This window comes from Paracoccus saliphilus (genome assembly GCF_028553805.1).
Taxonomy (GTDB): Bacteria; Pseudomonadota; Alphaproteobacteria; order Rhodobacterales; family Rhodobacteraceae; genus Paracoccus; species Paracoccus saliphilus.
This window is the reverse complement of the sequence record NZ_CP067140.1, coordinates 1,949,277-1,967,024: the sequence shown is the minus strand read 5'-3', so window position 1 is coordinate 1,967,024 and position 17,748 is coordinate 1,949,277. Positions and strand designations below refer to the sequence as shown.

The window sequence follows — 17,748 nt, the reverse complement described above, 5'->3', positions numbered from 1 at the left end:
CATAGAGCCGGGGGTCGCCATGACAAAGAACGGGATCAGCTATCGTGACGCGGGCGTCGATATCGACGCGGGAAATGCGCTGGTGGAACGGATAAAACCTGCCGCGGCCGCGACCTCACGATCAGGCGTCATGGATGCGCTTGGTGGTTTCGGGGCGCTGTTCGATCCGAAGGCGGCGGGATATGACGATCCGGTGCTGGTTGCCGCGACCGATGGGGTCGGAACCAAGCTGAGGATTGCCATCGATACCGGCCATCTGGACGGTATCGGCCAGGACCTGGTGGCGATGTGCGTCAATGATCTTGTGTGTCAAGGTGCCGAGCCTCTGTTTTTTCTTGACTATTTCGCAACGGGGAAGCTCTCGGTGGATGAGGGTGCCCGGGTTGTCGAAGGTATCGCGCGAGGCTGCAAAGAGGCGGGCTGTGCACTGATCGGCGGTGAAACGGCCGAGATGCCCGGCATGTATCACGACGGCGATTTCGACCTGGCCGGTTTCTCTGTAGGTGCGATGCAGCGTGGCACGGCCTTGCCCGCGAATGTGACTGAGGGCGATGTATTGCTGGGGCTGGGCTCGGATGGCGTGCATTCCAACGGCTATTCGCTGGTGCGCAAGGTGGCGGAACGGGCCGGGCTGAACTGGGAGGATGCCGCGCCTTTCGCCGATGGAACCCTTGGGCAGGCGCTGCTGGTGCCGACCCGGCTTTATGTGCGCCCGGCACTGGCGGCGATCAGGGCCGGCGGGGTACATGCCCTGGCGCATGTCACCGGCGGCGGCGTGACCGAGAACCTGCCGCGGGTTCTGCCAAAAGGGATGGGCGCTGAAATCGATCTGGATTCATGGCCCTTGCCGCCTGTTTTCAAATGGTTGGCCGAGGCCGGTGGCATCGGTCAGGACGAGATGCTGAAAACCTTCAACAGCGGAATCGGGCTGATCCTCGCCGTGGCCGAGGACCGGGCAGAGGCGTTGGCCGATCTGCTGACAGAAGCAGGAGAACGCGTGCACCCCATTGGGAAAATCGTTTCTGGTGAAGGTGTTACTTATAGCGGGACGCTTGCGTGAAACGAGTAGCGATCCTGATTTCGGGCGGCGGTTCCAACATGCTGCGGCTGATCGAGGACATGACCGGGGATCATCCGGCGCGGCCTGTCCTGGTGGCCTCGAATGATCCGGATGCGGCCGGGTTGCAAAAGGCCGCGGCGAAAGGGATCGCCACCGCCGCCGTGAACCACCGCGACTTCCCAAAGGATCGGGCAGGGTTCGAGGCCGCGCTGTTGGAGCCGTTGCTGGCCGCAAGACCCGACATCATCTGCCTGGCGGGTTTCATGCGGATCCTGACGCCGGAATTCGTGACCCGGTTCTCGGGACGGATGCTGAATATCCATCCATCTCTTTTGCCCAAATATCAGGGACTTGATACCCATGCCCGCGCCATCGCGGCGGGCGATGCCGAGGCCGGGGCGACCGTTCACGAGGTGACGCCGGAACTGGATTCCGGGCCGATCCTCGGGCAGGTGCGGGTGCCGGTGCGGCCGGAAGATACGCCTCAGGCACTGGCCGACCGGGTGCTAAAGCAAGAACATCGCCTGTACCCGGCTGTGCTGCGCCGCTTTGCCGCTGGTGACAGGACCCCGCTGATGCTGTGAGACGGATGCAACGTCTGCGCGCGTTGCACGGCTGGCGATTCGCAACATCCAAATGCGTTTGACCCGGCAAATGCGGGGTTTTGGCCTGCACAAGCCGTACACCGGGGGTGCACAATCTGTACACAGGCAGCGTGCGTTGCGGCGGAATTCACGACAGATTGTCGCAGTTCACGCCGATCCGCGGGCGGTTCAGCGGATATCCCGGTTCCGGATCGCTAGAAAGACGCCCCGTCCACGGCCATGCGCTTGATCTGGTCGAGATCGGCTTCGGCGACACAGCGAATGTTGATCGCCCGTACTGGCTGGCCGTCCTGTTCGCCCTCGGCAAAGGGCTGCGTGCCGCAATCCGCGCAGAAGCGATGCTCGATCACATGGGCGTTGAAGCGATAGCTCGACAGTTTCCCGGCACCGCTGACAAGTGTGAATTTCTCGGCCGGGACAAATGTCAGAAGAAATCCCTTGCGGCGACAATGCGAGCAATTGCACTCCATGACTTCCGAGGGCAGGTCGCCCTCGACCGAGAATTCGACCGCTCCGCAATGACAGGATCCGTGATAGGCCATTTTCTCCTCCAATTCCGAATCAGTGTAGCAATGCTGTGGCTGGTCGCAAGGGAATGCGCGGAGGGTGCCGCGCCAGGCCGCGATCAGCCCCACATTGCGGAAAGCGCCGCGACCGGATCGTCCTCGCTCCAGATCTCGGGGCCGATGGCGACGAAATCGCAGACGGCCGAGATTTCCTGGATCAACTCGCGCGAGAGGGCGCCTTCGGCCACGACCGGGATCTCGATCACCTCGGACCACCATTGGAACAAATCGAACGGAGCACGGTCACCGCGACCCAATGCGGTTTCGCCGACTGGACCAAAGCTGACATAATCCGCCCCGGCCTCGCCAGCGGCCATGCCGTCATGGCGGGAGGAACCGGAATACACGCCGACAATGGCGTCCGGGCCCAGTTCCTTGCGGGCATAGCGTACGCTGCGCGCGCCATCGGTCAGGTGCACCCCGTCCAGCCCGTGCCGCTGCGCCAATTGCAGATGGTCGTCGATGACCACTGCCACGTCGCGGGCATGGGCAATCTCGCGCGCCAGATCGGCGAGCCGGCCCAGCTCGTCCTCGTCCGTGCCGCCGCGAATTCGCAGGCAGGCGACGGGAAAACGGTCCATCACCTCGGTCAACAGGGGGCCAAGCGCCGAAGCTTGCGCGCCGGCGGGGGTTGTCAAATAAAGCTGCGGTGCCTCGATCATGACTTATTCTTTCACATTCCAACCGGGTGACTGCAAGCGATTAACGGCATTGCCATCTCCTCGCTCCCTGCTTCTTCTTCATGTAAATATCCCGGGGGTCCGGGGGCAGAGCCCCCGGCCATCGCGGGACGCGGACCGTCTCGTGAAATTTCGACCTATCAGATCCGGACCGCTTCGCATTGCCGCAGATAGCGCAGCTTGCCCGCCGCCGCCAGACGGACTATTGCGCAGGCATGCAAAATGACCGCCAACCTGTCATCATCCTCGTGCGCCCGCAGATGGGCGAGAATATCGGCGCCGCCGCCCGTGCCATGCTGAATTTCGGCCTGACCGAGATGCGGCTGGTCGCGCCGCGCGACGGATGGCCCAATCCGAAGGCGGTGGCGATGGCCTCGGGCGCGGCGGGCCGGGTGCTGGACCATGCGCGGATCTATCCGACATTGGCCGAGGCGATGGAGGGCGTGAAATTCGCCTTCGCCACCACCGCGCGGGGGCGGGAACTGTCCAAGCCCGTCCATAGCCCGCAATCCGCGATGGAGGTGGCGCGCAGTCATCAGGGTCGCGTGGCGATCATCTTCGGTCCCGAGCGGGCGGGGCTGGAAAATGACGATGTCGCCCGCGCCAATGCCATTGTGACGGTGCCGGTGAATCCCGATTTCCCTTCGCTCAACCTGGCGCAGGCGGTGCTGTTGATGGGTTACGAATGGGGCCGCGTCGAGCTGCCGCCCGAGCCCGCACCGCATGGCCGCCGCCCGGTGGGCGAACAACTGGCGGACCGCGTCGAGATCGAGCGGCTCGGCGATCGTTACGAGGAAAAGCTGACCGAGGCGGGTTTCTTCTTTCCCGAATCGAAGGCCGCCAATATGCGGCTGAACCTGCGCAACATGTGGTCGCGGCTGGTGCTGACCCGGGGCGATGTCCGCATCCTGCACGGGATGCTGCGGCAATTGACCCGCCGCTAGGCCCGACCTACTGTCCGCCCGACCCTGAGAGGAGCAAGCGATGGCCAAGCGCCCTGTTTTCGAGGAAGTCTCGGATGACACCGCCAGCCGCCCCATGGCCCGGACCGGCCTGATTGATGCCGCCCCAAGGGGTGCGCGCAAGGCCATCCGGCTATGGCTGGTGGTCCTTTTCGTCCTGGTGGCCGCGATGATCGCCCTTGGGGGAGCGACGCGGTTGACCGGATCGGGCCTGTCGATCACCGAATGGGCGCCGGTGACGGGGGCGCTGCCACCGGGATCGGAAGCGGATTGGCAAGCGGAATTCGAGGCTTACAAGCAAATCCCGCAATTTACCGAGGTCAATCCGGACATGGATCTGGCGGGCTTCAAGAAGATCTATTGGTGGGAATGGTCGCACAGGTTGCTGGGGCGGCTGGTCGGGCTGATCTGGGCCGCGGGATTCGTGGCATTCCTTGCGACCCGGCGCATCCCGGTGGGCTGGACGCCCCGGCTGCTGACGCTTGGCGCGCTTGGCGGGTTGCAGGGCGCGATCGGCTGGTGGATGGTCAGCTCGGGCCTGGTCGAGGGGATGACCCGCGTGGCCTCTTACCGGCTGGCGATCCATCTGGGGCTGGCCTTCCTGATCCTTGGCCTGATCGCGTGGTATGTCACGCTGCTGTCACGGACCGAGGCGGATCTGCTGCGCTCGCGAAGGGCGGGCGAGGCCAAGCTGTTTTCCAAGTCCACCGGGCTGATGCATCTGGCCTTCCTGCAGATCCTTCTGGGCGCGCTGGTCGCAGGGATCGATGCGGGGCGGCAATATACCGGCTGGCCGACCATGGGAGGCGAGTGGATTCCCGAGGCAATCTGGGACCCGGCGCTTGGCTGGCGGAACCTTTTCGAGAACCCGGCACTGGTGCAGTTCATCCATCGCATGGCAGGCTATCTGTTGGCGATATTCGCGGTGGTGGTCTGGCTGCGTGCCCGCCGGTCTCCGCATCCGGTGACGCGGGGGGCTTTCACGGTCATGATCGTCATGGTCGCCATGCAGGTGGGGCTGGGGATCATGAATGTGCTTCATGCCTCGCCCTTGCCGCTTGCGCTCACCCATCAGCTTGCGGCGGTGGCCTTGTTCACGCTGATCATCCGCGCCCGCCACCACGCCCGTTATCCATATGAAACCTCGGTCAGGGAGACCAGAAAATGAGTGCCATGGACGATCTTCTCGCATTCCAGCGGCAGACCGAGGCGCTATCCTCTGTCGCCGAGCGGTTGGGCTGGGACCAGGAAACGGTGATGCCGCGCGGCGCAACCGAACAGCGTTCCGAGGAAATGGCGGCGATGGAGGAGGTGCTGCATGAGCGCCGCACCGATCCGCGCATCGGCGAATGGCTGGCCGCGGCCGAACCCTCGACCGAGGCCGAGACGCGCATCGTCGAGCTGATCAACCGCGACTTCACCCGCGCTTGCCGGGTGCCCTCCCGCCTCGCCAGCGAGATTGCCAGGACCACCTCGCTGGCGCAGGGGATCTGGGCCGAGGCCCGCGCCAACGAGGCGCCGGAGGATTACCTGCCGGTGCTGGACAAGGTGCTGTCGCTGAAGCGCGAAGAGGCGGCGGCGCTGGCCGATGGTGGCGATCTTTACGATGCGCTTCTGGATGACTACGAGCCCGAGACGACGGGGGCAGAGATCGCCACGCTGTTCGACGCCATGCGCCCACGCCTTGTCGCCTTGCGCGAGGATGTGCTGGGGGCAGAGCGTCAGCCGCAGCAGCTGGACGGGCATTTCCCGCAGGAGACCCAGCTTCGGCTGGCCCGTGTCTGCGCCGCCGGTTTCGGCTATGATTGGACGAGGGGGCGTCTCGACCTGGCCGTGCACCCGTTCAGCAGCGGACGCTGGCAGGACAGCCGCATCACCACGCGGGTGGTCGAGACCGATCCGTTCAACTGTCTCTATTCGACCATTCACGAGGTCGGCCATTCCAGCTATGAGCAGGGGATCGACGACGATTACGCCTTCACGCCTCTGGGGCGCGGCGTGTCGATGGGCGTTCATGAAAGCCAGAGCCGTATCTATGAGAACCAGATGGGCAGGGGCCGCGCCTTTACCGGGTGGCTGTTCAACCGTATGTCGGATGCCTTTGACGGGCTGAACATCGGCGATGCGGATGCCTTCTATGCGACGGTGAACCGGGTCGCGCCGGGCTATATCCGCACCGAGGCCGACGAGGTGCAATATAACCTGCACATCATGCTGCGCTTCGATCTGGAGCGCGAGCTGATCTCTGGGCGGCTTGAAACCGAGGATCTGGTCGAGGCATGGAATGCGCGTTTCCTCAAGGATTTCGGGGTTGCGGTGGACCGGCCCTCCAACGGCCTTCTGCAGGATGTGCATTGGTCCGTGGGCCTGTTCGGCTATTTCCCAACCTATGCATTGGGCAATGTCTATGCGGGATGCCTGAATACGGCGCTGCGCAAGGCAGTGCCCGATCTTGACGAGTCTCTTGCACGGGGTGACGCATCGCCGGGAGTGGAATGGCTGCGCGAGAACTTGCAGCGTCATGGTGGATTGATGCCGCCACGCCGCTTGATCGAAGAGGCAACCGGCGCTGCGATCGGCCCGGAGCCACTGCTGGATTACCTGGAAGAGAAATTCGGGCGGATCTACGGCTTGTAACCGCTGGATCCGGATTTTTCATGAAAAATAAGGGCAGGGCCGTTCCCATGCTTCATCGTGAAGGGGAGTGGCAGCGCTGCCATCTACCGGGGGGCGCATCGGCGCGATACGAGGGCTCAGTTCCTGATCTGTAGCCGGCATGCGCCGGCCTGTGTCAGGTCGGCGCGCGTCAACCCTCCTGCTTCGGGCAAGAGGATCTTTGCTCCGTCCCATGACAGTTCGGTACCTTCGCCATCTGCGATGATCCGGAGCCCTATCCTGCAGGGTTTCGTGCCGGAGATCATCGACAGATCCAGTTTGTCCTCTCCCCGGGTGAAATCCCGGATCGTGACCTGTCCGCGCATGTCGGGCAGGAAACGGTCGGAACCGTCGCCCCCGACAAGCAGATCCTCGCCATCATAGGATGCGATCAGGACATCCGCGCCGGGACCGCCTTCCAGGGTGCCACTGCCTTCCAGGTGGTCGTCACCCGGGCCGCCGACCAGATGGTTGCGGCCTTCCGGGTCGATAAGCACATCATTGCCATCGCCGCCATCCAGCCTGTCATCGCCGCGATCCCCGAAGAGCCAGTCATCGCCTGTCCCGCCATCCAGCACATCATTCCCGGAACCGCCATAGAGCATGTCGATGCCGTCATGCCCGCTCACTGAATCATCGCCGTCGAGCGCATAGATCAGCCCATGTGGATTGTTGACGCCGTCAACCAGGTTGTCGGTGACGGCATCGGCTTGCGGATCGACGCTGATTTCATCTGCGTTGCCGCTGCCCCAATGTTCGTCAGTTTTGGACGGGTCGGTCTCATCGCGGATCCAGCCCCAATGCGCGAAGGCGGCGGATTCGATCTCGACTTGCCAGCCATCTTGGGCGCCGTGCCATTGCAAGAGATCGCTGTTCCGCGCCGTGGGCGGCCACCATGTCCAGCCGATCCCCTGATCCGCGAACCAGGGCAGTTTGCGGGCCATGTTGAAGCTGGTGCGGGCGCGCTTCCCGGGTGTTGCCGGGTCCAGCGATCCGGCCTTGGTGTAGAGTTGCGATTCGGTGACGACGATATCGTCACCGGGCTGATCGAGCGTTCCGATGCGGTGGCAGATTTGCTTTTCGAAGGTTTCGCCGCTGCTTTGCGGGAAGCCTGGCATGACCCAACCCGGATACATATGCGCCGACCAGACAAGCCGATCGCCGGCAGCCTGCCGGATCGCCTGATGATCGAGATCGGCGAATTGCGCCGAGGCGCGCATCCCGCCAATGAACAAGCGCTTGTCGCCCCAATCTAAGGAACCGATCAGATCGGCGATGTGCCTGCTATAGAGTGCGGCTTCCTCGGGCTTGTTCCCATAGGCCATGGGCTCGTTGATCAATTCCCAACCAGCCACCGCCCCGAGGATACGCTCATTTTCGGGCTCGCGGAACCATTGCAGCATGGTTTCCCAGTCATCGCGGACATCGTTTATCTTCCAGTCACCGTCCGGGTCATCCAGCGCATCGACCGGTCCCAGCTGCGCGCGCGGGACGACTTCCTTACCGGAGGTGCCGCCTTCGACGAAGCCACCTGCCAGCTCGCCATCGGAATTCTGGATGATGAGACGATAGCCACGGGCGGCGGCCTCATTGGCAAAACGTGCCCAGTTCTCGGCCCGCTTTTCATTCGTCACGGTCGCGGCGTTGAAATCCAGCCGGATGACGTTCACCTCGGGGAAGCTGCCCTGCAACGCATCGAGCATCCGGGGAACGCTGCCGCCATGCTGCAACGTGACGCCACCGGGCGTGCGCCAGCCCACCATCCGGTCGAAGCCCATGGGTTTCTTTTTCTTGCGGGGAGCATCCAGCAAGATCAGCTTGCCGGATTCGTCACGCTCGGCCTCGCCGGTTTCGGGGTCGACCAGCACCGCGACACGCTTGCCCTCGCGCAATTCGGACAGGAGGTCGCGATCCGCGGGATTCAGAAGATATCGCGTCTTGCCGTTGATATTGGTGAAGACCGCGCCACGCATATCGTCGGGAATCCCGGTTCCGTCACGCGTGACGACCTTTTCGGGTTCCGTGACCACGGACTCGTAATTGGTGGCGTAGGAAACAACATTCCAATTCGCCATCTGCGAATGAAACTGGAGATCGGGACAATCCATCTGCACCGCCTTGATCGGCGCCCGTCGGGATGATCGCTCATGTCATCTCTACGGGCAGGTCACTAAAACTGTAGAAGAAATAATGGTCTTCTAAGAACTCGTAGCCCGATGCGACCGGGCATGAACGGAATCCTCATGAACACCGAGGCGAACCAATCCTGGCAAGAACCAGAGCCATTACCCATTCTTACAAAACACTCATTTACGGAAGCCATATGCCATGCGGATCCTAGCGTCTAGGGTCCCTGTGCAACATGCTGAACCAGTCGGCCAAGACCCGCACAGACACGGATTCGTCCAACCATGGCACATGGGCTCGGCCCGGTACTTCGCCGAAAACGAGATCCGGACGACGGCGTTTCATCTCTTTTGCAGCCGTTGAAGAGAGCAGGTCGGAATTCGCACCGCGAATCAATGCGACGGGAAGGCCTGCCGTCGCATCCCAGAGTGGCCAGAGATCCGGGGATTGGCCTTCGAATGCAGCAAGGAATGCCATGCGAAGTGCCGCGTCATACTTGATCCGCAACCCCTCGGGTGTTTCCTCATAATGTCTCTGCGCATCGGCGAGCCATCGGCCTTCGGGCACATCGGTAAATCCGGGCGTTGCCGCTGGCAGGCGTTCGGCCAGCGCCGCATGGGTTTTCGCTGACGGGTTGCGGCCCACATAGTCGAAGATCCGCTCCAGCCCCGCGCGCTCTATCTCGGGGCCGACATCGTTGAGGCAGAGGCCAAGCAACCGATCATGGGCGGTCGCAGCCAGCAGCAGCCCGATCAGCCCGCCGCGAGAAGTCCCGAGGACCGCCGTCTTACCGATTCCCAGGTGATCCAGCAGGGCCAACGCGTCCTTGCCTTCCTGCGGCACGGTATAGGTTTCGGCCCCGGTCCAGTCGGACTGGCCGCGACCGCGATAATCCATTCGGATCAGCCGGGCATTCGGCAGATGCGGTGCGACATAGTCGAAATCGGCCATGTTGCGGGTCAGCCCGGCGAGGCAGAGGATGGGCAGCCCTTCTCCCTCATCGCGATAGGCGAGGCGCGCGCCGTCTGGTGCGGTGAAGAATGCGGTCATCAAAGTTCCCCGAGATCGGACAGGATGCGACCGGGCCGGCAGGGCAGGCGATCGACCGGCAATCCTGCGCGATTGGCCCAGACAGTCGAGAAGCCGAAGCGGGTGGCGCCATAGACGTCCCAGCCATTCGACGAGACGAAGGTAATGTCGCCCGGCCCGCAGGCGAAATGATCGGTGACAATTCGATAGGCCTCGGTCGAAGGTTTGAAACGTCCGGCCGATTCAATCGAAAGCAGGGCGTCCAGCCGCTCCTCCAGTCCGGCAGAGGCTGTCGCATCGGCCAGCATCCGGGGGCTGCCATTCGAGAAGATCGCGGTTTGCGCGCCATCCGCGCGCAACCTGTCAAGGACCTGCGGCACTTCGGGATAGGCGGGTAATTGGCGATAAAGCTCCAGCAGACGGGCGGATTGATCCATTGTCGCCCCGTGACGCTCGGCGGCCCAGTCCAATGCTTCGGCCGTGACCTGCCAGAAATCGGCGTGATCGCCGGTTATGGCTCGCATCCATGAGTATTCAAGCTGCTTGCGCCGCCAGTCAGCCGATAGCGCGGCCCAAATATCCGCCAATGACGGATCGTCATTCGCCGCCTGACGGGCCGCGCCATCCACGTCGAACAGCGTCCCGTAGGCGTCGAAGACCCAGATCATATATTTTCGCTCTGCGGCATGCCGAGAACGTGGTAGCCACCGTCGACCTTTACTATCTCGCCGGTGGTGCAGGCGCCCCAATCCGAGATCAGCCAAACGGCAGTGCCCCCGATCGCCTCCAGCGTGGCATTGGCGCGCAGCGGCGCGTTCGCCTCGGTATGACGGAAGGTCTTGCGCGCACCGCCAATTGCCGCCCCGGCAAGCGTCTTCATCGGGCCGGGAGAAATGGCATTCACGCGAATCCCGTCCCTGCCCAGATCATTGGCGAGGTAGCGAACGCTCGATTCCAGTGCGGCCTTGGCCACGCCCATGACATTGTAGAACGGTGTCACCCGGTTCGAGCCTTCATAGGTCATGGTCAGGATCGTCGATCCCGGTGCCATCATCGGCTTGGCGCGGCGGGCGACTTCGATCAGCGAGTAGCAGGAAATATCCAGCGAGTGCTTGAAATTCTTGCGGCTGGTATCGACGAATCGCCCGGTCAACTCATCCTTGTTAGAATAGGCGATTGCATGGATCAGGAAATCCAGCTGGCCCCATCGATTGGCGAGGCTGGAAAACGCTGCTTCCAGGCTGTCATCATCGGTCACATCGACATCCAGCAGGAAATCCGATCCCACCGATTCCGCCAAGGGCGCGACACGCTTGCCGAAAGCCTCGCCCTGATAGCTGAATGCCAACTCGGCCCCTTCGGCCGCCACGGCGCGGGCAATACCCCAAGCGATGGAGCGCTCGTTGGCGACCCCCATCACAAGCCCTCGCTTGCCCTTAAGAAGATCGCCCATATTTCATCCTCAATTTTTGTTTCTTCTTTTATTCCAAGAATTTGGACATCAGCAGCGAGGCATTCGTGCCGCCGAATCCAAAGCTGTTCGATAGAACCGAATCCAGACCGGCATTGTCCACCCGGCTCGTCGCAATTTCGCTTGGCTGGATCTCGGGATCAAGTGTCTGGACATTCGCCGATGCCGCGATGAAGTCATTTTGCAGCATCAGCAGGCAATAGACAGCCTCATGCACGCCGGTCGCACCAAGGCTGTGACCGGTCAGCGACTTGGTCGAACTGACCGGCGGGGTGCTGCCTTCCCCGAACAGGCGGCGCAATGCCCTGATTTCACCCACATCGCCCACCGGGGTCGAGGTGCCATGAGCGTTTACGTAAGAGACCTTGCGCCCTTCGGGCAGGGTCTCGACCGCCAGCCGCATGGACCGCTCACCACCTTCGCCGGACGGGGCGACCATGTCGTAACCATCCGAGGTGGCGCCATAGCCGGTGACCTCGGCATAGATCTTCGCGCCGCGGGCCTTGGCGTGTTCCAGTTCCTCCAGCACGAGGACTCCGCCGCCGCCCGCGATCACGAAACCGTCGCGGGTCTCGTCATAGGGGCGCGAGGCGGTCTCGGGCGTGTCATTATACTTGGACGACATCGCCCCCATGGCGTCGAACAGGCATGAGAGCGTCCAGTCGAGTTCCTCGCCGCCGCCCGCGAAGACGATATCCTGCTTGCCCATCTGGATCTGTTCGACCCCGTTGCCGATGCAATGCGCGCTGGTCGAGCAGGCCGAGGTGATCGAGTAGTTCACGCCCTTGATCTTGAACGGCGTCGCAAGGCAGGCCGAGTTGGTCGAGGACATGCAGCGGGTCACCATGAACGGCCCCATCCGCTTGGGGCTGCCCTTTTCGATGACGATCCGGTGGGCATCGAAGAAATTCGAGGTCGAAGGCCCGCCCGAGCCCATGATCAACCCGGTGCGCGGGTTGGAAACGTCGTTTTCCTCGAGCCCGCTATCGGCGATGGCCTGTTCCATCGCGATGAAGTTATAGGCCGCGCCGGGTCCCATGAAGCGCAGGTTGCGCTTGTCGATATGCTCGGTCAGGTCGATCTGCGGCATGCCATGGACCTGGCTGCGAAAGCCATGCTCGGCATATTCCGGCGCGAAGACGATGCCCGAGCGCCCGGCGCGCAGGCTTTCGGTGACCTCGTCGGCATTATTGCCGATGGGAGAAACGATACCGAGCCCGGTGATAACGACGCGTCGCATGGGGGCCTCCTTGAGTATTGGGTTAACTGGCCGACAGGGCGACCTTCATGTCCTTGACCTGATAGATCACGTCGCCATCCGCCTCGACGCGGCCATCCGCCACGCCCATGGTCAGGCGACGTGTCTGCACCGCCTTGGTGAAATCGACGAAATAGCGCAGCATCTTGCGGTCGGGGCGGACCATGCCGGTCAGCTTGACCTCGCCCACGCCGAGCGCATAGCCGCGCCCCTGCCAGCCGCGCCAGCCAAGATTGAAGCCGGTCAGCTGCCACAGCCCATCGAGGCCAAGGCAGCCGGGCATGATCGGGTTGCCGGGGAAATGGCAGGGGAAGAACCACAGGTCGGGATGGATATCGAACTCGGCGACAATATGGCCCTTGCCATGTTCGCCAGCATCTTCCGACACCTCGGTGATGCGGTCCATCATCAGCATCGGCGGTTCCGGCAATTGGGCGTTACCGGGCCCGAACAGCTCGCCCCGCGCGCAGGCAAGCAGCTCGTCGCGGTCAAAGCTCGTTTGCGTCATCGCCATTCAGTCCTGCCTTCCCTGTCATGCGTGGTCCTGTCGACCGCTCGGTGTTCAAGTTGACGTTTCATCTATCATTCGCAGCGAAGCCCGTGCAAGCGCAAGGCCTTGTGTGGATTATTGCAGATTTAGGCAGAGCTTCGACCGATCAGAACCACTGGCCGGGCTCCATAAGGCCAAAATCCATCAATTGCTGTGCTTTCCAGTCGAAGGGAAGCGAGTTGCGCCAGACGAAACTGCCGATACTGTCGCGCGATCCGGGATTGGTCATCAGTGCCTTGGCGACACGGAAAGAACCGATCGCGGCTGTCAGGTTGTTGTGCCATGGGCAGGAATAGGTATTGTATTCCGCGATGTTGAAACTGTGATCCGCGCCGATCCGCAGGTCCCTGGCGGCCCGGAAAAGCGAGATCCGGTCGATCCGCCGCCGGTCCTTGGGCAGATGTTCCTCGAAGCGCCAGCGCAGACCGCCGAAGAAATCCAGTTGTCGTTCTATCGGATGATCATGGCGGTCGGTCCGCGCCAATGCGTAATAGCCAGTGCGATCGAACATGGTTGCTTCCAGATCGACCGCGTTCGGGCAGCGATCCAGGTCGGGAGCGTAGAGATCGACGACATAGGTCAGCATCGCCGAGCGACGCTCTTCGACATGGAAGGTCAGCATTTCGCCGATGCCGCGTGTCTCGGAAAAGGGGAAGAAAAGAAACTCGGCGTTGAAACAGTAATAGAGCCAGGTTCCCTCGGGCACCGCGTCATTGATCGCATTGACGGCGTCGACATGCGCGCCGGGGCGACGGGTCTGCCAATGAACGTTGGTCATGCGGGCAGAGCCGCTTTCCGGCAGGGCGACCGGTTCGGGAGACAGGACCAGGATATGCCGGAAACCCAGTTTCAGATGATGCTGCAATGTTTCGGCCACTGCGACATCGTCTTCGATCAGGATAATCGCCAATGGCCCCTTGGCGAGGGTTTTCGGCTTGCTGCGCAGATAATCATGAAGATTTGGAAACTCGGATACCATTGTAATACTTGCTTATTTCATCACGGATTTAACTTGATCCAGGGCGGCCCGCAGCAAGTCGGGATTGCTGCTGGCACTTTCGATCAGGCGCTTCAGAGTTGCTTTCTGCGCGTCGGAAATCGACGCGGATTCGATCAGTTCATTGACCTTCTCCGCGTCGAAGCCGTCAGGGGTCAGGGCCGCCTCGATCCCGGTTGCCGCAGAGGCGGCATCGGCAGCCTCATCGGTGGCGGTTGCGGCTTCCTCGGCAGCGCTTGCGGCGGCATCGGCAGAGTCCTCGACGGCGGCGGGAGCATCCTGATTGCTTGCATTCGCCGCGGCATCGGCGGCGCGATCGGCCGCGTCCAGCGCAGCTTCGGCTGCGGCCTCGGCCTCTTGGGCGGCTGCATCCGCGGCCGTGATATCGGTTTCTTCGGACGCCTGCACCGCCTCTGCCGCAGCGTCGGCGGCGACGGCAGCGGCATCCGCGGCAGCATCCGCCGCTTCATTGGCCGCGTCTGTCGTATCCTCCGCATCGGATTCGGTGGGCTGCTCTGCAGAGGTTTCCTCGGCAACCTCTTCTGCGGCTTCCGCCGTGTCCCCGGCAGTCTCCTCGGCGATGTCGGCCGCATTCTCCGGAGATGTCTCTGGCGCGGTTTCGACCGTTTCGGAATCGGTGTTTCCGGTTACGGCTGCCTGTTGCTGATACCACCACCACGCAATGGCAGCAGCGGCAAGAATCAGGATCGGAAGTAGTAACTTGCGCATGATTTGTCCTTCGGCTCGGGCCCGGTCGTCCCGTCTATTGCACAGGCCGCGCGTCGCGAAAAGACACCAACCATCCCTCCATTGCGACAAAAGCGCGACAAAAGCGGTGTTTTGCGCGACTCGTACGGGTGAATTCGGTTGAATCGCCGCCGCGCTGCGCTTATTTTCCGTCCATTCACGCCATGGTTATAAAAGGAGCAATACCATAGCCCGCAGACCGCATAACGCACCGCCCACCCGTGACACAGGTCCCCGCGTCAATGAACGCATCCGTGTGGCCGAAATTCGCCTGATCGGCGCAGATGGAGAGAATGTCGGCGTCGTGTCGCCCTCGGTCGGGTTGCAGATGGCTCAGGAAGCCGGGCTCGATCTGGTCGAGATCTCGCCGAACGCCACTCCTCCGGTCTGCAAGGTCATGGACCTTGGCAAGTTCAAGTATGAACAGCAGAAACGCGAGGCCGAGGCACGCAAGAAGCAGAAGGTCATCGAAGTCAAGGAGGTCAAGTTCCGTCCGGGGACCGATACGCATGACTATGACGTCAAGATGCGCAATGTCATGAGATTCCTCGAATCGGGTGACAAGGTCAAGATCACGCTGCGCTTCCGTGGCCGCGAGATGGCGCACCAGAATCTGGGGCTGGAACTGCTGAACCGCGTCAGGGACGATGTCGACGAGATCGGAAAGATCGACTCCATGCCCAAGATGGAAGGTCGACAGATGGTCATGATGATCTCGCCGCGCTGATCGGGGCACGAGTGATCGCGAAATTCGGGCCGCGCAGGCATCGCCGCGCGGCCTTTGCTTTGAGGGGGACAAGATGACCGACGCGCCGAAAATCAGGATCAAGCGGCTGGAAGGTGCGGATCCTGCGCTGGCATTGCCATCTTACGAAACCGCTGGTGCCGCGGGGGCGGATTTGCGTGCGAATTTCCCCGAAGCCGAGCGGGGCGGGGTAGAGCTGATTCCAGGTCAGAGGGCGTTGATCCCGACCGGGCTGACCCTCGAAATCCCGGCGGGATGGGAGGTGCAGGTCAGGCCCCGCTCGGGGCTGGCGCTGAAGCATGGGTTGTCGCTGGTCAATGCGCCGGGCACCATCGATAGCGACTATCGCGGCCCGCTCGGCGTGATTCTGATCAATCTGGGCGAGGCATCCCATCATGTGAGGCATGGCGACCGGATCGCCCAGATCGTCGTCGCGCCCGCGCCGCAAGCCGAATTCGTCGAGGTCGAGGATATCGCCGCGACGGCCCGAGGCTCCGGCGGGTTCGGATCGACCGGAGCGAGCTGATGCTGGGGCTGTCGCTGATTGCTGGGTTGACTGCTCTGGCCCTGGTGTTTCGGCTTCCGGGACGGATCGCATTGCTGATGGCCGGTGGGGCGTGGCTGGCCATCGTTCTGCTGCTTGGATTGGCGCCAGAGAGCGGGATGGCCCAGAGCATCGGCGGGACCTTGAACGGATGGCTGTTCGGTGGAGGGCTTGCCGCGCTGGTTCTTGCCTATCGCGTGGGCTTGCGGCGCCTGCGTGCGCTTGCTCCCGAAGCCGATACCGGAATCTCCCCTGCAGATGATGGCCAGATGTCGGATGCGGAACTTGACCGCTATGCCCGGCACCTTGTGCTGCGCGAGATCGGCGGCCCCGGCCAGATGCGGCTGCGCGATGCCCGGGTGCTCGTGGTCGGGGCAGGGGGGCTGGGTGCCCCGATCTGCCTTTACCTCGCCGCGGCAGGCGTTGGTCGCATCACGCTGGCCGATGACGATACGGTCAGCCTGTCGAACCTGCAGCGGCAGGTAATCTTCCGAAGCGGCCAGCGTGGCGAGATGAAGGCAGATGCCGCCGCCGGGAACATGGCCGAATTGAACCCGCATATCGAGGTGACACCCCTGCATCGCCGCATCACCGGGGCCGATGCCGATCTTGTCGCCCGGCACGACTTGGTCATTGACGGCACCGATAGCTTCGCTTCGCGTGACGAGGTGAACCGTGCCTGCGTGACGGCGGGCGTCCCGCTGATCGCCGGGGCGATCGCTCAATGGGAGGGACAGGTGACGCTATATCACCCCGCCCAAGGCGGGCCTTGCATGGCCTGCCTGTTCCCCGAAGCTCCCGCGCCGGGCCTGGCCCCCGCCTGCGCCGAGGCGGGGGTTGTCGGCGCGTTACCCGGTGTGGTCGGCAGCATCATGGCGTTGGAGGCGATAAAGCATCTGACCGGCGCGGGCGAAGGGCTGCGTGGGCGGATGCTGATCTTCGACGGTCTCTATGGCGAAACCCGGATGATCTCGATCACGCAGCGCGAAGATTGTCCGGTTTGCCGGGGGCATCGTCACGCCTGATGGGTCTCGCGGCTGTCCGTGGGGGCCTCCTCGCGCCGCTCCATGCCGTAATCGCGGATCACATGGGCCACGCGCAGCCGGTAATCGGCAAAGACCCCGCCGCGCCCCTGCCGCTGCGCCTCGCGATGCTGGCTGAGATTGCGCCACTGCTGCACGGCCTCTTCGTCGCGAAAGAAGGACAGCGACAGGATGCGGTCGGGGTCGTTCAGGCTCTGGAACCGTTCGATCGAGATGAAGCCGTCGATCTGCTCCAGCAGTGGACGTAAAGAGGCTGCGATGGCCATGTAATTCTCGCGGGCCTTGGCGCCTGCGGGTTGAACTTCGAAAATCACGGCGATCATGCGGCATCTCCATGCGGGGCCGAGGCCAGTTTCAGGAATGTGCGGTCCTCGCGGCGGATAAAACCCTCGCTGCGCGCGAAATCGTAATTGCGCTGGCCGAGCGGATCGGCCGACAGCCGGGCGCGATAGCTTTCGTATTCTGCGAGGTTGGGGATATTGTAAATGCCATAGGCCAGCGTGGCCGAGCCCTCATGCGGGGCGAAATACCCGATTAGATCGGCACCGCAGCGCGGAATCGCCTGACCCCAGTTGCGGGCGTATTCGGCGAACATCTCGGGGCGTGTCGGGTCGATCTCGTATCGGATGATGCAGGTCAGCATGCCGTTATCCTTTCGTGACAGGTGATGCGAACAAGTTAGCATCTTGGCGCACGGAAATGCTTCGAC

Annotated in this window: 20 protein-coding genes; 8 read left to right on the top strand and 12 right to left on the bottom strand. The window is 62.6% G+C overall.

All coding sequences use genetic code 11. The features are described from left to right. The first annotated feature begins 19 nt into the window (after positions 1-19). Together purM and purN are read left to right on the top strand one after the other, a co-directional pair. Positions 20-1,060: a phosphoribosylformylglycinamidine cyclo-ligase gene (purM, locus tag JHX88_RS09385; RefSeq protein ID WP_076524565.1), complete on the top strand. Its 1,041-nt coding sequence runs from the start codon at positions 20-22 to the stop codon at positions 1,058-1,060. Then, complete coding sequence (purN, locus tag JHX88_RS09380; protein ID WP_076524425.1) at positions 1,057-1,644, top strand: phosphoribosylglycinamide formyltransferase; 588 nt, start codon at positions 1,057-1,059, stop codon at positions 1,642-1,644. The genes purM and purN overlap by 4 nt, the downstream gene beginning before the upstream one ends. A 215-nt stretch (positions 1,645-1,859) precedes the next feature. On the opposite strand, the gene JHX88_RS09375 is transcribed toward purN, so the two are convergent. Beyond that, complete coding sequence (locus tag JHX88_RS09375; protein ID WP_076524567.1) at positions 1,860-2,207, bottom strand: GFA family protein; 348 nt, start codon at positions 2,205-2,207, stop codon at positions 1,860-1,862. A gap of 83 nt (positions 2,208-2,290) precedes the next feature. Next, a complete protein-coding gene (locus tag JHX88_RS09370) occupies positions 2,291-2,893 on the bottom strand; it encodes a thiamine phosphate synthase (RefSeq protein WP_076524427.1) in 603 nt (200 codons plus the stop codon). A gap of 233 nt (positions 2,894-3,126) precedes the next feature. On the opposite strand from JHX88_RS09370, the gene JHX88_RS09365 reads away from it, so the two are divergent. The 3 genes from JHX88_RS09365 to JHX88_RS09355 are packed head-to-tail and all read left to right on the top strand — an operon-like array spanning position 3,127 to position 6,510. Then, entirely contained in the window at positions 3,127-3,855 is a 729-nt protein-coding gene (locus JHX88_RS09365) for an RNA methyltransferase (RefSeq protein ID WP_076524569.1), read from the top strand. Positions 3,856-3,895: 40 nt separating this feature from the next. Continuing rightward, positions 3,896-5,041 (top strand): heme A synthase, encoded by a 1,146-nt coding sequence (gene ctaA / locus JHX88_RS09360; protein ID WP_076524429.1) that lies wholly within the window; start codon positions 3,896-3,898, stop codon positions 5,039-5,041. After that, positions 5,038-6,510 carry a carboxypeptidase M32 gene (locus tag JHX88_RS09355; protein ID WP_076524432.1) on the top strand — a complete coding sequence of 491 codons (1,473 nt, stop codon included), beginning with the start codon at positions 5,038-5,040 and terminating at the stop codon, positions 6,508-6,510. Before ctaA ends, JHX88_RS09355 begins: the two co-directional genes overlap by 4 nt. A gap of 116 nt (positions 6,511-6,626) precedes the next feature. On the opposite strand, the gene JHX88_RS09350 is transcribed toward JHX88_RS09355, so the two are convergent. The 8 genes from JHX88_RS09350 to JHX88_RS09315 all read right to left on the bottom strand — a co-directional run bounded on the left by JHX88_RS09350 (position 6,627) and on the right by JHX88_RS09315 (position 14,689). Next, positions 6,627-8,636: a calcium-binding protein gene (locus JHX88_RS09350; protein ID WP_076524434.1), complete on the bottom strand. Its 2,010-nt coding sequence runs from the start codon at positions 8,634-8,636 to the stop codon at positions 6,627-6,629. Between the two features lie 229 nt (positions 8,637-8,865). Next, on the bottom strand, positions 8,866-9,705 hold the full coding sequence (locus tag JHX88_RS09345) for an alpha/beta fold hydrolase (RefSeq protein WP_076524436.1): 840 nt from the start codon (positions 9,703-9,705) through the stop codon (positions 8,866-8,868). Further along, on the bottom strand, positions 9,705-10,352 hold the full coding sequence (locus tag JHX88_RS09340; protein ID WP_076524438.1) for a haloacid dehalogenase type II: 648 nt from the start codon (positions 10,350-10,352) through the stop codon (positions 9,705-9,707). Before JHX88_RS09340 ends, JHX88_RS09345 begins: the two co-directional genes overlap by 1 nt. Next, a complete protein-coding gene (locus JHX88_RS09335; protein ID WP_076524440.1) occupies positions 10,349-11,137 on the bottom strand; it encodes an enoyl-ACP reductase FabI in 789 nt (262 codons plus the stop codon). Before JHX88_RS09335 ends, JHX88_RS09340 begins: the two co-directional genes overlap by 4 nt. 28 nt (positions 11,138-11,165) lie before the next feature. Further along, the gene (gene fabB / locus JHX88_RS09330) at positions 11,166-12,395 is read right to left on the bottom strand and encodes a beta-ketoacyl-ACP synthase I (protein WP_076524442.1); all 1,230 of its coding nucleotides are present in this window, start codon (positions 12,393-12,395) and stop codon (positions 11,166-11,168) included. A gap of 22 nt (positions 12,396-12,417) precedes the next feature. Then, positions 12,418-12,927: a bifunctional 3-hydroxydecanoyl-ACP dehydratase/trans-2-decenoyl-ACP isomerase gene (fabA, locus tag JHX88_RS09325; RefSeq protein WP_076524444.1), complete on the bottom strand. Its 510-nt coding sequence runs from the start codon at positions 12,925-12,927 to the stop codon at positions 12,418-12,420. 142 nt (positions 12,928-13,069) lie between these two features. After that, the gene (locus JHX88_RS09320) at positions 13,070-13,942 is read right to left on the bottom strand and encodes a glycosyltransferase family 2 protein (RefSeq protein WP_076524446.1); all 873 of its coding nucleotides are present in this window, start codon (positions 13,940-13,942) and stop codon (positions 13,070-13,072) included. Between the two features lie 12 nt (positions 13,943-13,954). Beyond that, on the bottom strand, positions 13,955-14,689 hold the full coding sequence (locus JHX88_RS09315; protein ID WP_141225785.1) for a hypothetical protein: 735 nt from the start codon (positions 14,687-14,689) through the stop codon (positions 13,955-13,957). 274 nt (positions 14,690-14,963) lie between these two features. Between JHX88_RS09315 and infC the strand changes: the two genes are divergently transcribed. The 3 genes from infC (at position 14,964) to JHX88_RS09300 (ending at position 17,021) form a co-directional block, all read left to right on the top strand. Continuing rightward, a complete protein-coding gene (gene infC / locus JHX88_RS09310; RefSeq protein WP_272848231.1) occupies positions 14,964-15,434 on the top strand; it encodes a translation initiation factor IF-3 in 471 nt (156 codons plus the stop codon). Between the two features lie 73 nt (positions 15,435-15,507). Further along, the gene (gene dut / locus JHX88_RS09305) at positions 15,508-15,978 is read left to right on the top strand and encodes a dUTP diphosphatase (protein WP_076524450.1); all 471 of its coding nucleotides are present in this window, start codon (positions 15,508-15,510) and stop codon (positions 15,976-15,978) included. Next, positions 15,978-17,021: a HesA/MoeB/ThiF family protein gene (locus JHX88_RS09300; RefSeq protein WP_076524452.1), complete on the top strand. Its 1,044-nt coding sequence runs from the start codon at positions 15,978-15,980 to the stop codon at positions 17,019-17,021. The genes dut and JHX88_RS09300 overlap by 1 nt, the downstream gene beginning before the upstream one ends. Here the strand turns inward: JHX88_RS09300 and JHX88_RS09295 are convergent. Together JHX88_RS09295 and JHX88_RS09290 are read right to left on the bottom strand one after the other, a co-directional pair. Further along, positions 17,012-17,362 carry an antibiotic biosynthesis monooxygenase family protein gene (locus JHX88_RS09295; protein ID WP_076524454.1) on the bottom strand — a complete coding sequence of 117 codons (351 nt, stop codon included), beginning with the start codon at positions 17,360-17,362 and terminating at the stop codon, positions 17,012-17,014. The two genes, JHX88_RS09300 and JHX88_RS09295, sit on opposite strands and share 10 nt — an antisense overlap. After that, complete coding sequence (locus JHX88_RS09290; protein WP_076524456.1) at positions 17,359-17,682, bottom strand: NIPSNAP family protein; 324 nt, start codon at positions 17,680-17,682, stop codon at positions 17,359-17,361. Before JHX88_RS09290 ends, JHX88_RS09295 begins: the two co-directional genes overlap by 4 nt. Positions 17,683-17,748: the final 66 nt, after the last annotated feature.

Bases quoted from the DNA above. Each gene is read 5' to 3' on its own strand.
- JHX88_RS09315 (WP_141225785.1), bottom strand. From the start codon at position 14,689: ATGCGCAAGTTACTACTTCCGATCCTGATTCTTGCCGCTGCTGCCATT.
- JHX88_RS09335 (WP_076524440.1), bottom strand. From the start codon at position 11,137: ATGGGCGATCTTCTTAAGGGCAAGCGAGGGCTTGTGATGGGGGTCGCC.
- JHX88_RS09295 (WP_076524454.1), bottom strand. From the start codon at position 17,362: ATGATCGCCGTGATTTTCGAAGTTCAACCCGCAGGCGCCAAGGCCCGC.
- ctaA (WP_076524429.1), top strand. From the start codon at position 3,896: ATGGCCAAGCGCCCTGTTTTCGAGGAAGTCTCGGATGACACCGCCAGC.
- JHX88_RS09300 (WP_076524452.1), top strand. From the start codon at position 15,978: ATGCTGGGGCTGTCGCTGATTGCTGGGTTGACTGCTCTGGCCCTGGTG.
- dut (WP_076524450.1), top strand. From the start codon at position 15,508: ATGACCGACGCGCCGAAAATCAGGATCAAGCGGCTGGAAGGTGCGGAT.
- JHX88_RS09340 (WP_076524438.1), bottom strand. From the start codon at position 10,352: ATGATCTGGGTCTTCGACGCCTACGGGACGCTGTTCGACGTGGATGGC.
- JHX88_RS09365 (WP_076524569.1), top strand. From the start codon at position 3,127: ATGCAAAATGACCGCCAACCTGTCATCATCCTCGTGCGCCCGCAGATG.
- JHX88_RS09370 (WP_076524427.1), bottom strand. From the start codon at position 2,893: ATGATCGAGGCACCGCAGCTTTATTTGACAACCCCCGCCGGCGCGCAA.
- purM (WP_076524565.1), top strand. From the start codon at position 20: ATGACAAAGAACGGGATCAGCTATCGTGACGCGGGCGTCGATATCGAC.
- fabB (WP_076524442.1), bottom strand. From the start codon at position 12,395: ATGCGACGCGTCGTTATCACCGGGCTCGGTATCGTTTCTCCCATCGGC.
- JHX88_RS09375 (WP_076524567.1), bottom strand. From the start codon at position 2,207: ATGGCCTATCACGGATCCTGTCATTGCGGAGCGGTCGAATTCTCGGTC.
- fabA (WP_076524444.1), bottom strand. From the start codon at position 12,927: ATGGCGATGACGCAAACGAGCTTTGACCGCGACGAGCTGCTTGCCTGC.
- JHX88_RS09355 (WP_076524432.1), top strand. From the start codon at position 5,038: ATGAGTGCCATGGACGATCTTCTCGCATTCCAGCGGCAGACCGAGGCG.
- JHX88_RS09345 (WP_076524436.1), bottom strand. From the start codon at position 9,705: ATGACCGCATTCTTCACCGCACCAGACGGCGCGCGCCTCGCCTATCGC.
- JHX88_RS09350 (WP_076524434.1), bottom strand. From the start codon at position 8,636: ATGGATTGTCCCGATCTCCAGTTTCATTCGCAGATGGCGAATTGGAAT.
- JHX88_RS09320 (WP_076524446.1), bottom strand. From the start codon at position 13,942: ATGGTATCCGAGTTTCCAAATCTTCATGATTATCTGCGCAGCAAGCCG.
- JHX88_RS09290 (WP_076524456.1), bottom strand. From the start codon at position 17,682: ATGCTGACCTGCATCATCCGATACGAGATCGACCCGACACGCCCCGAG.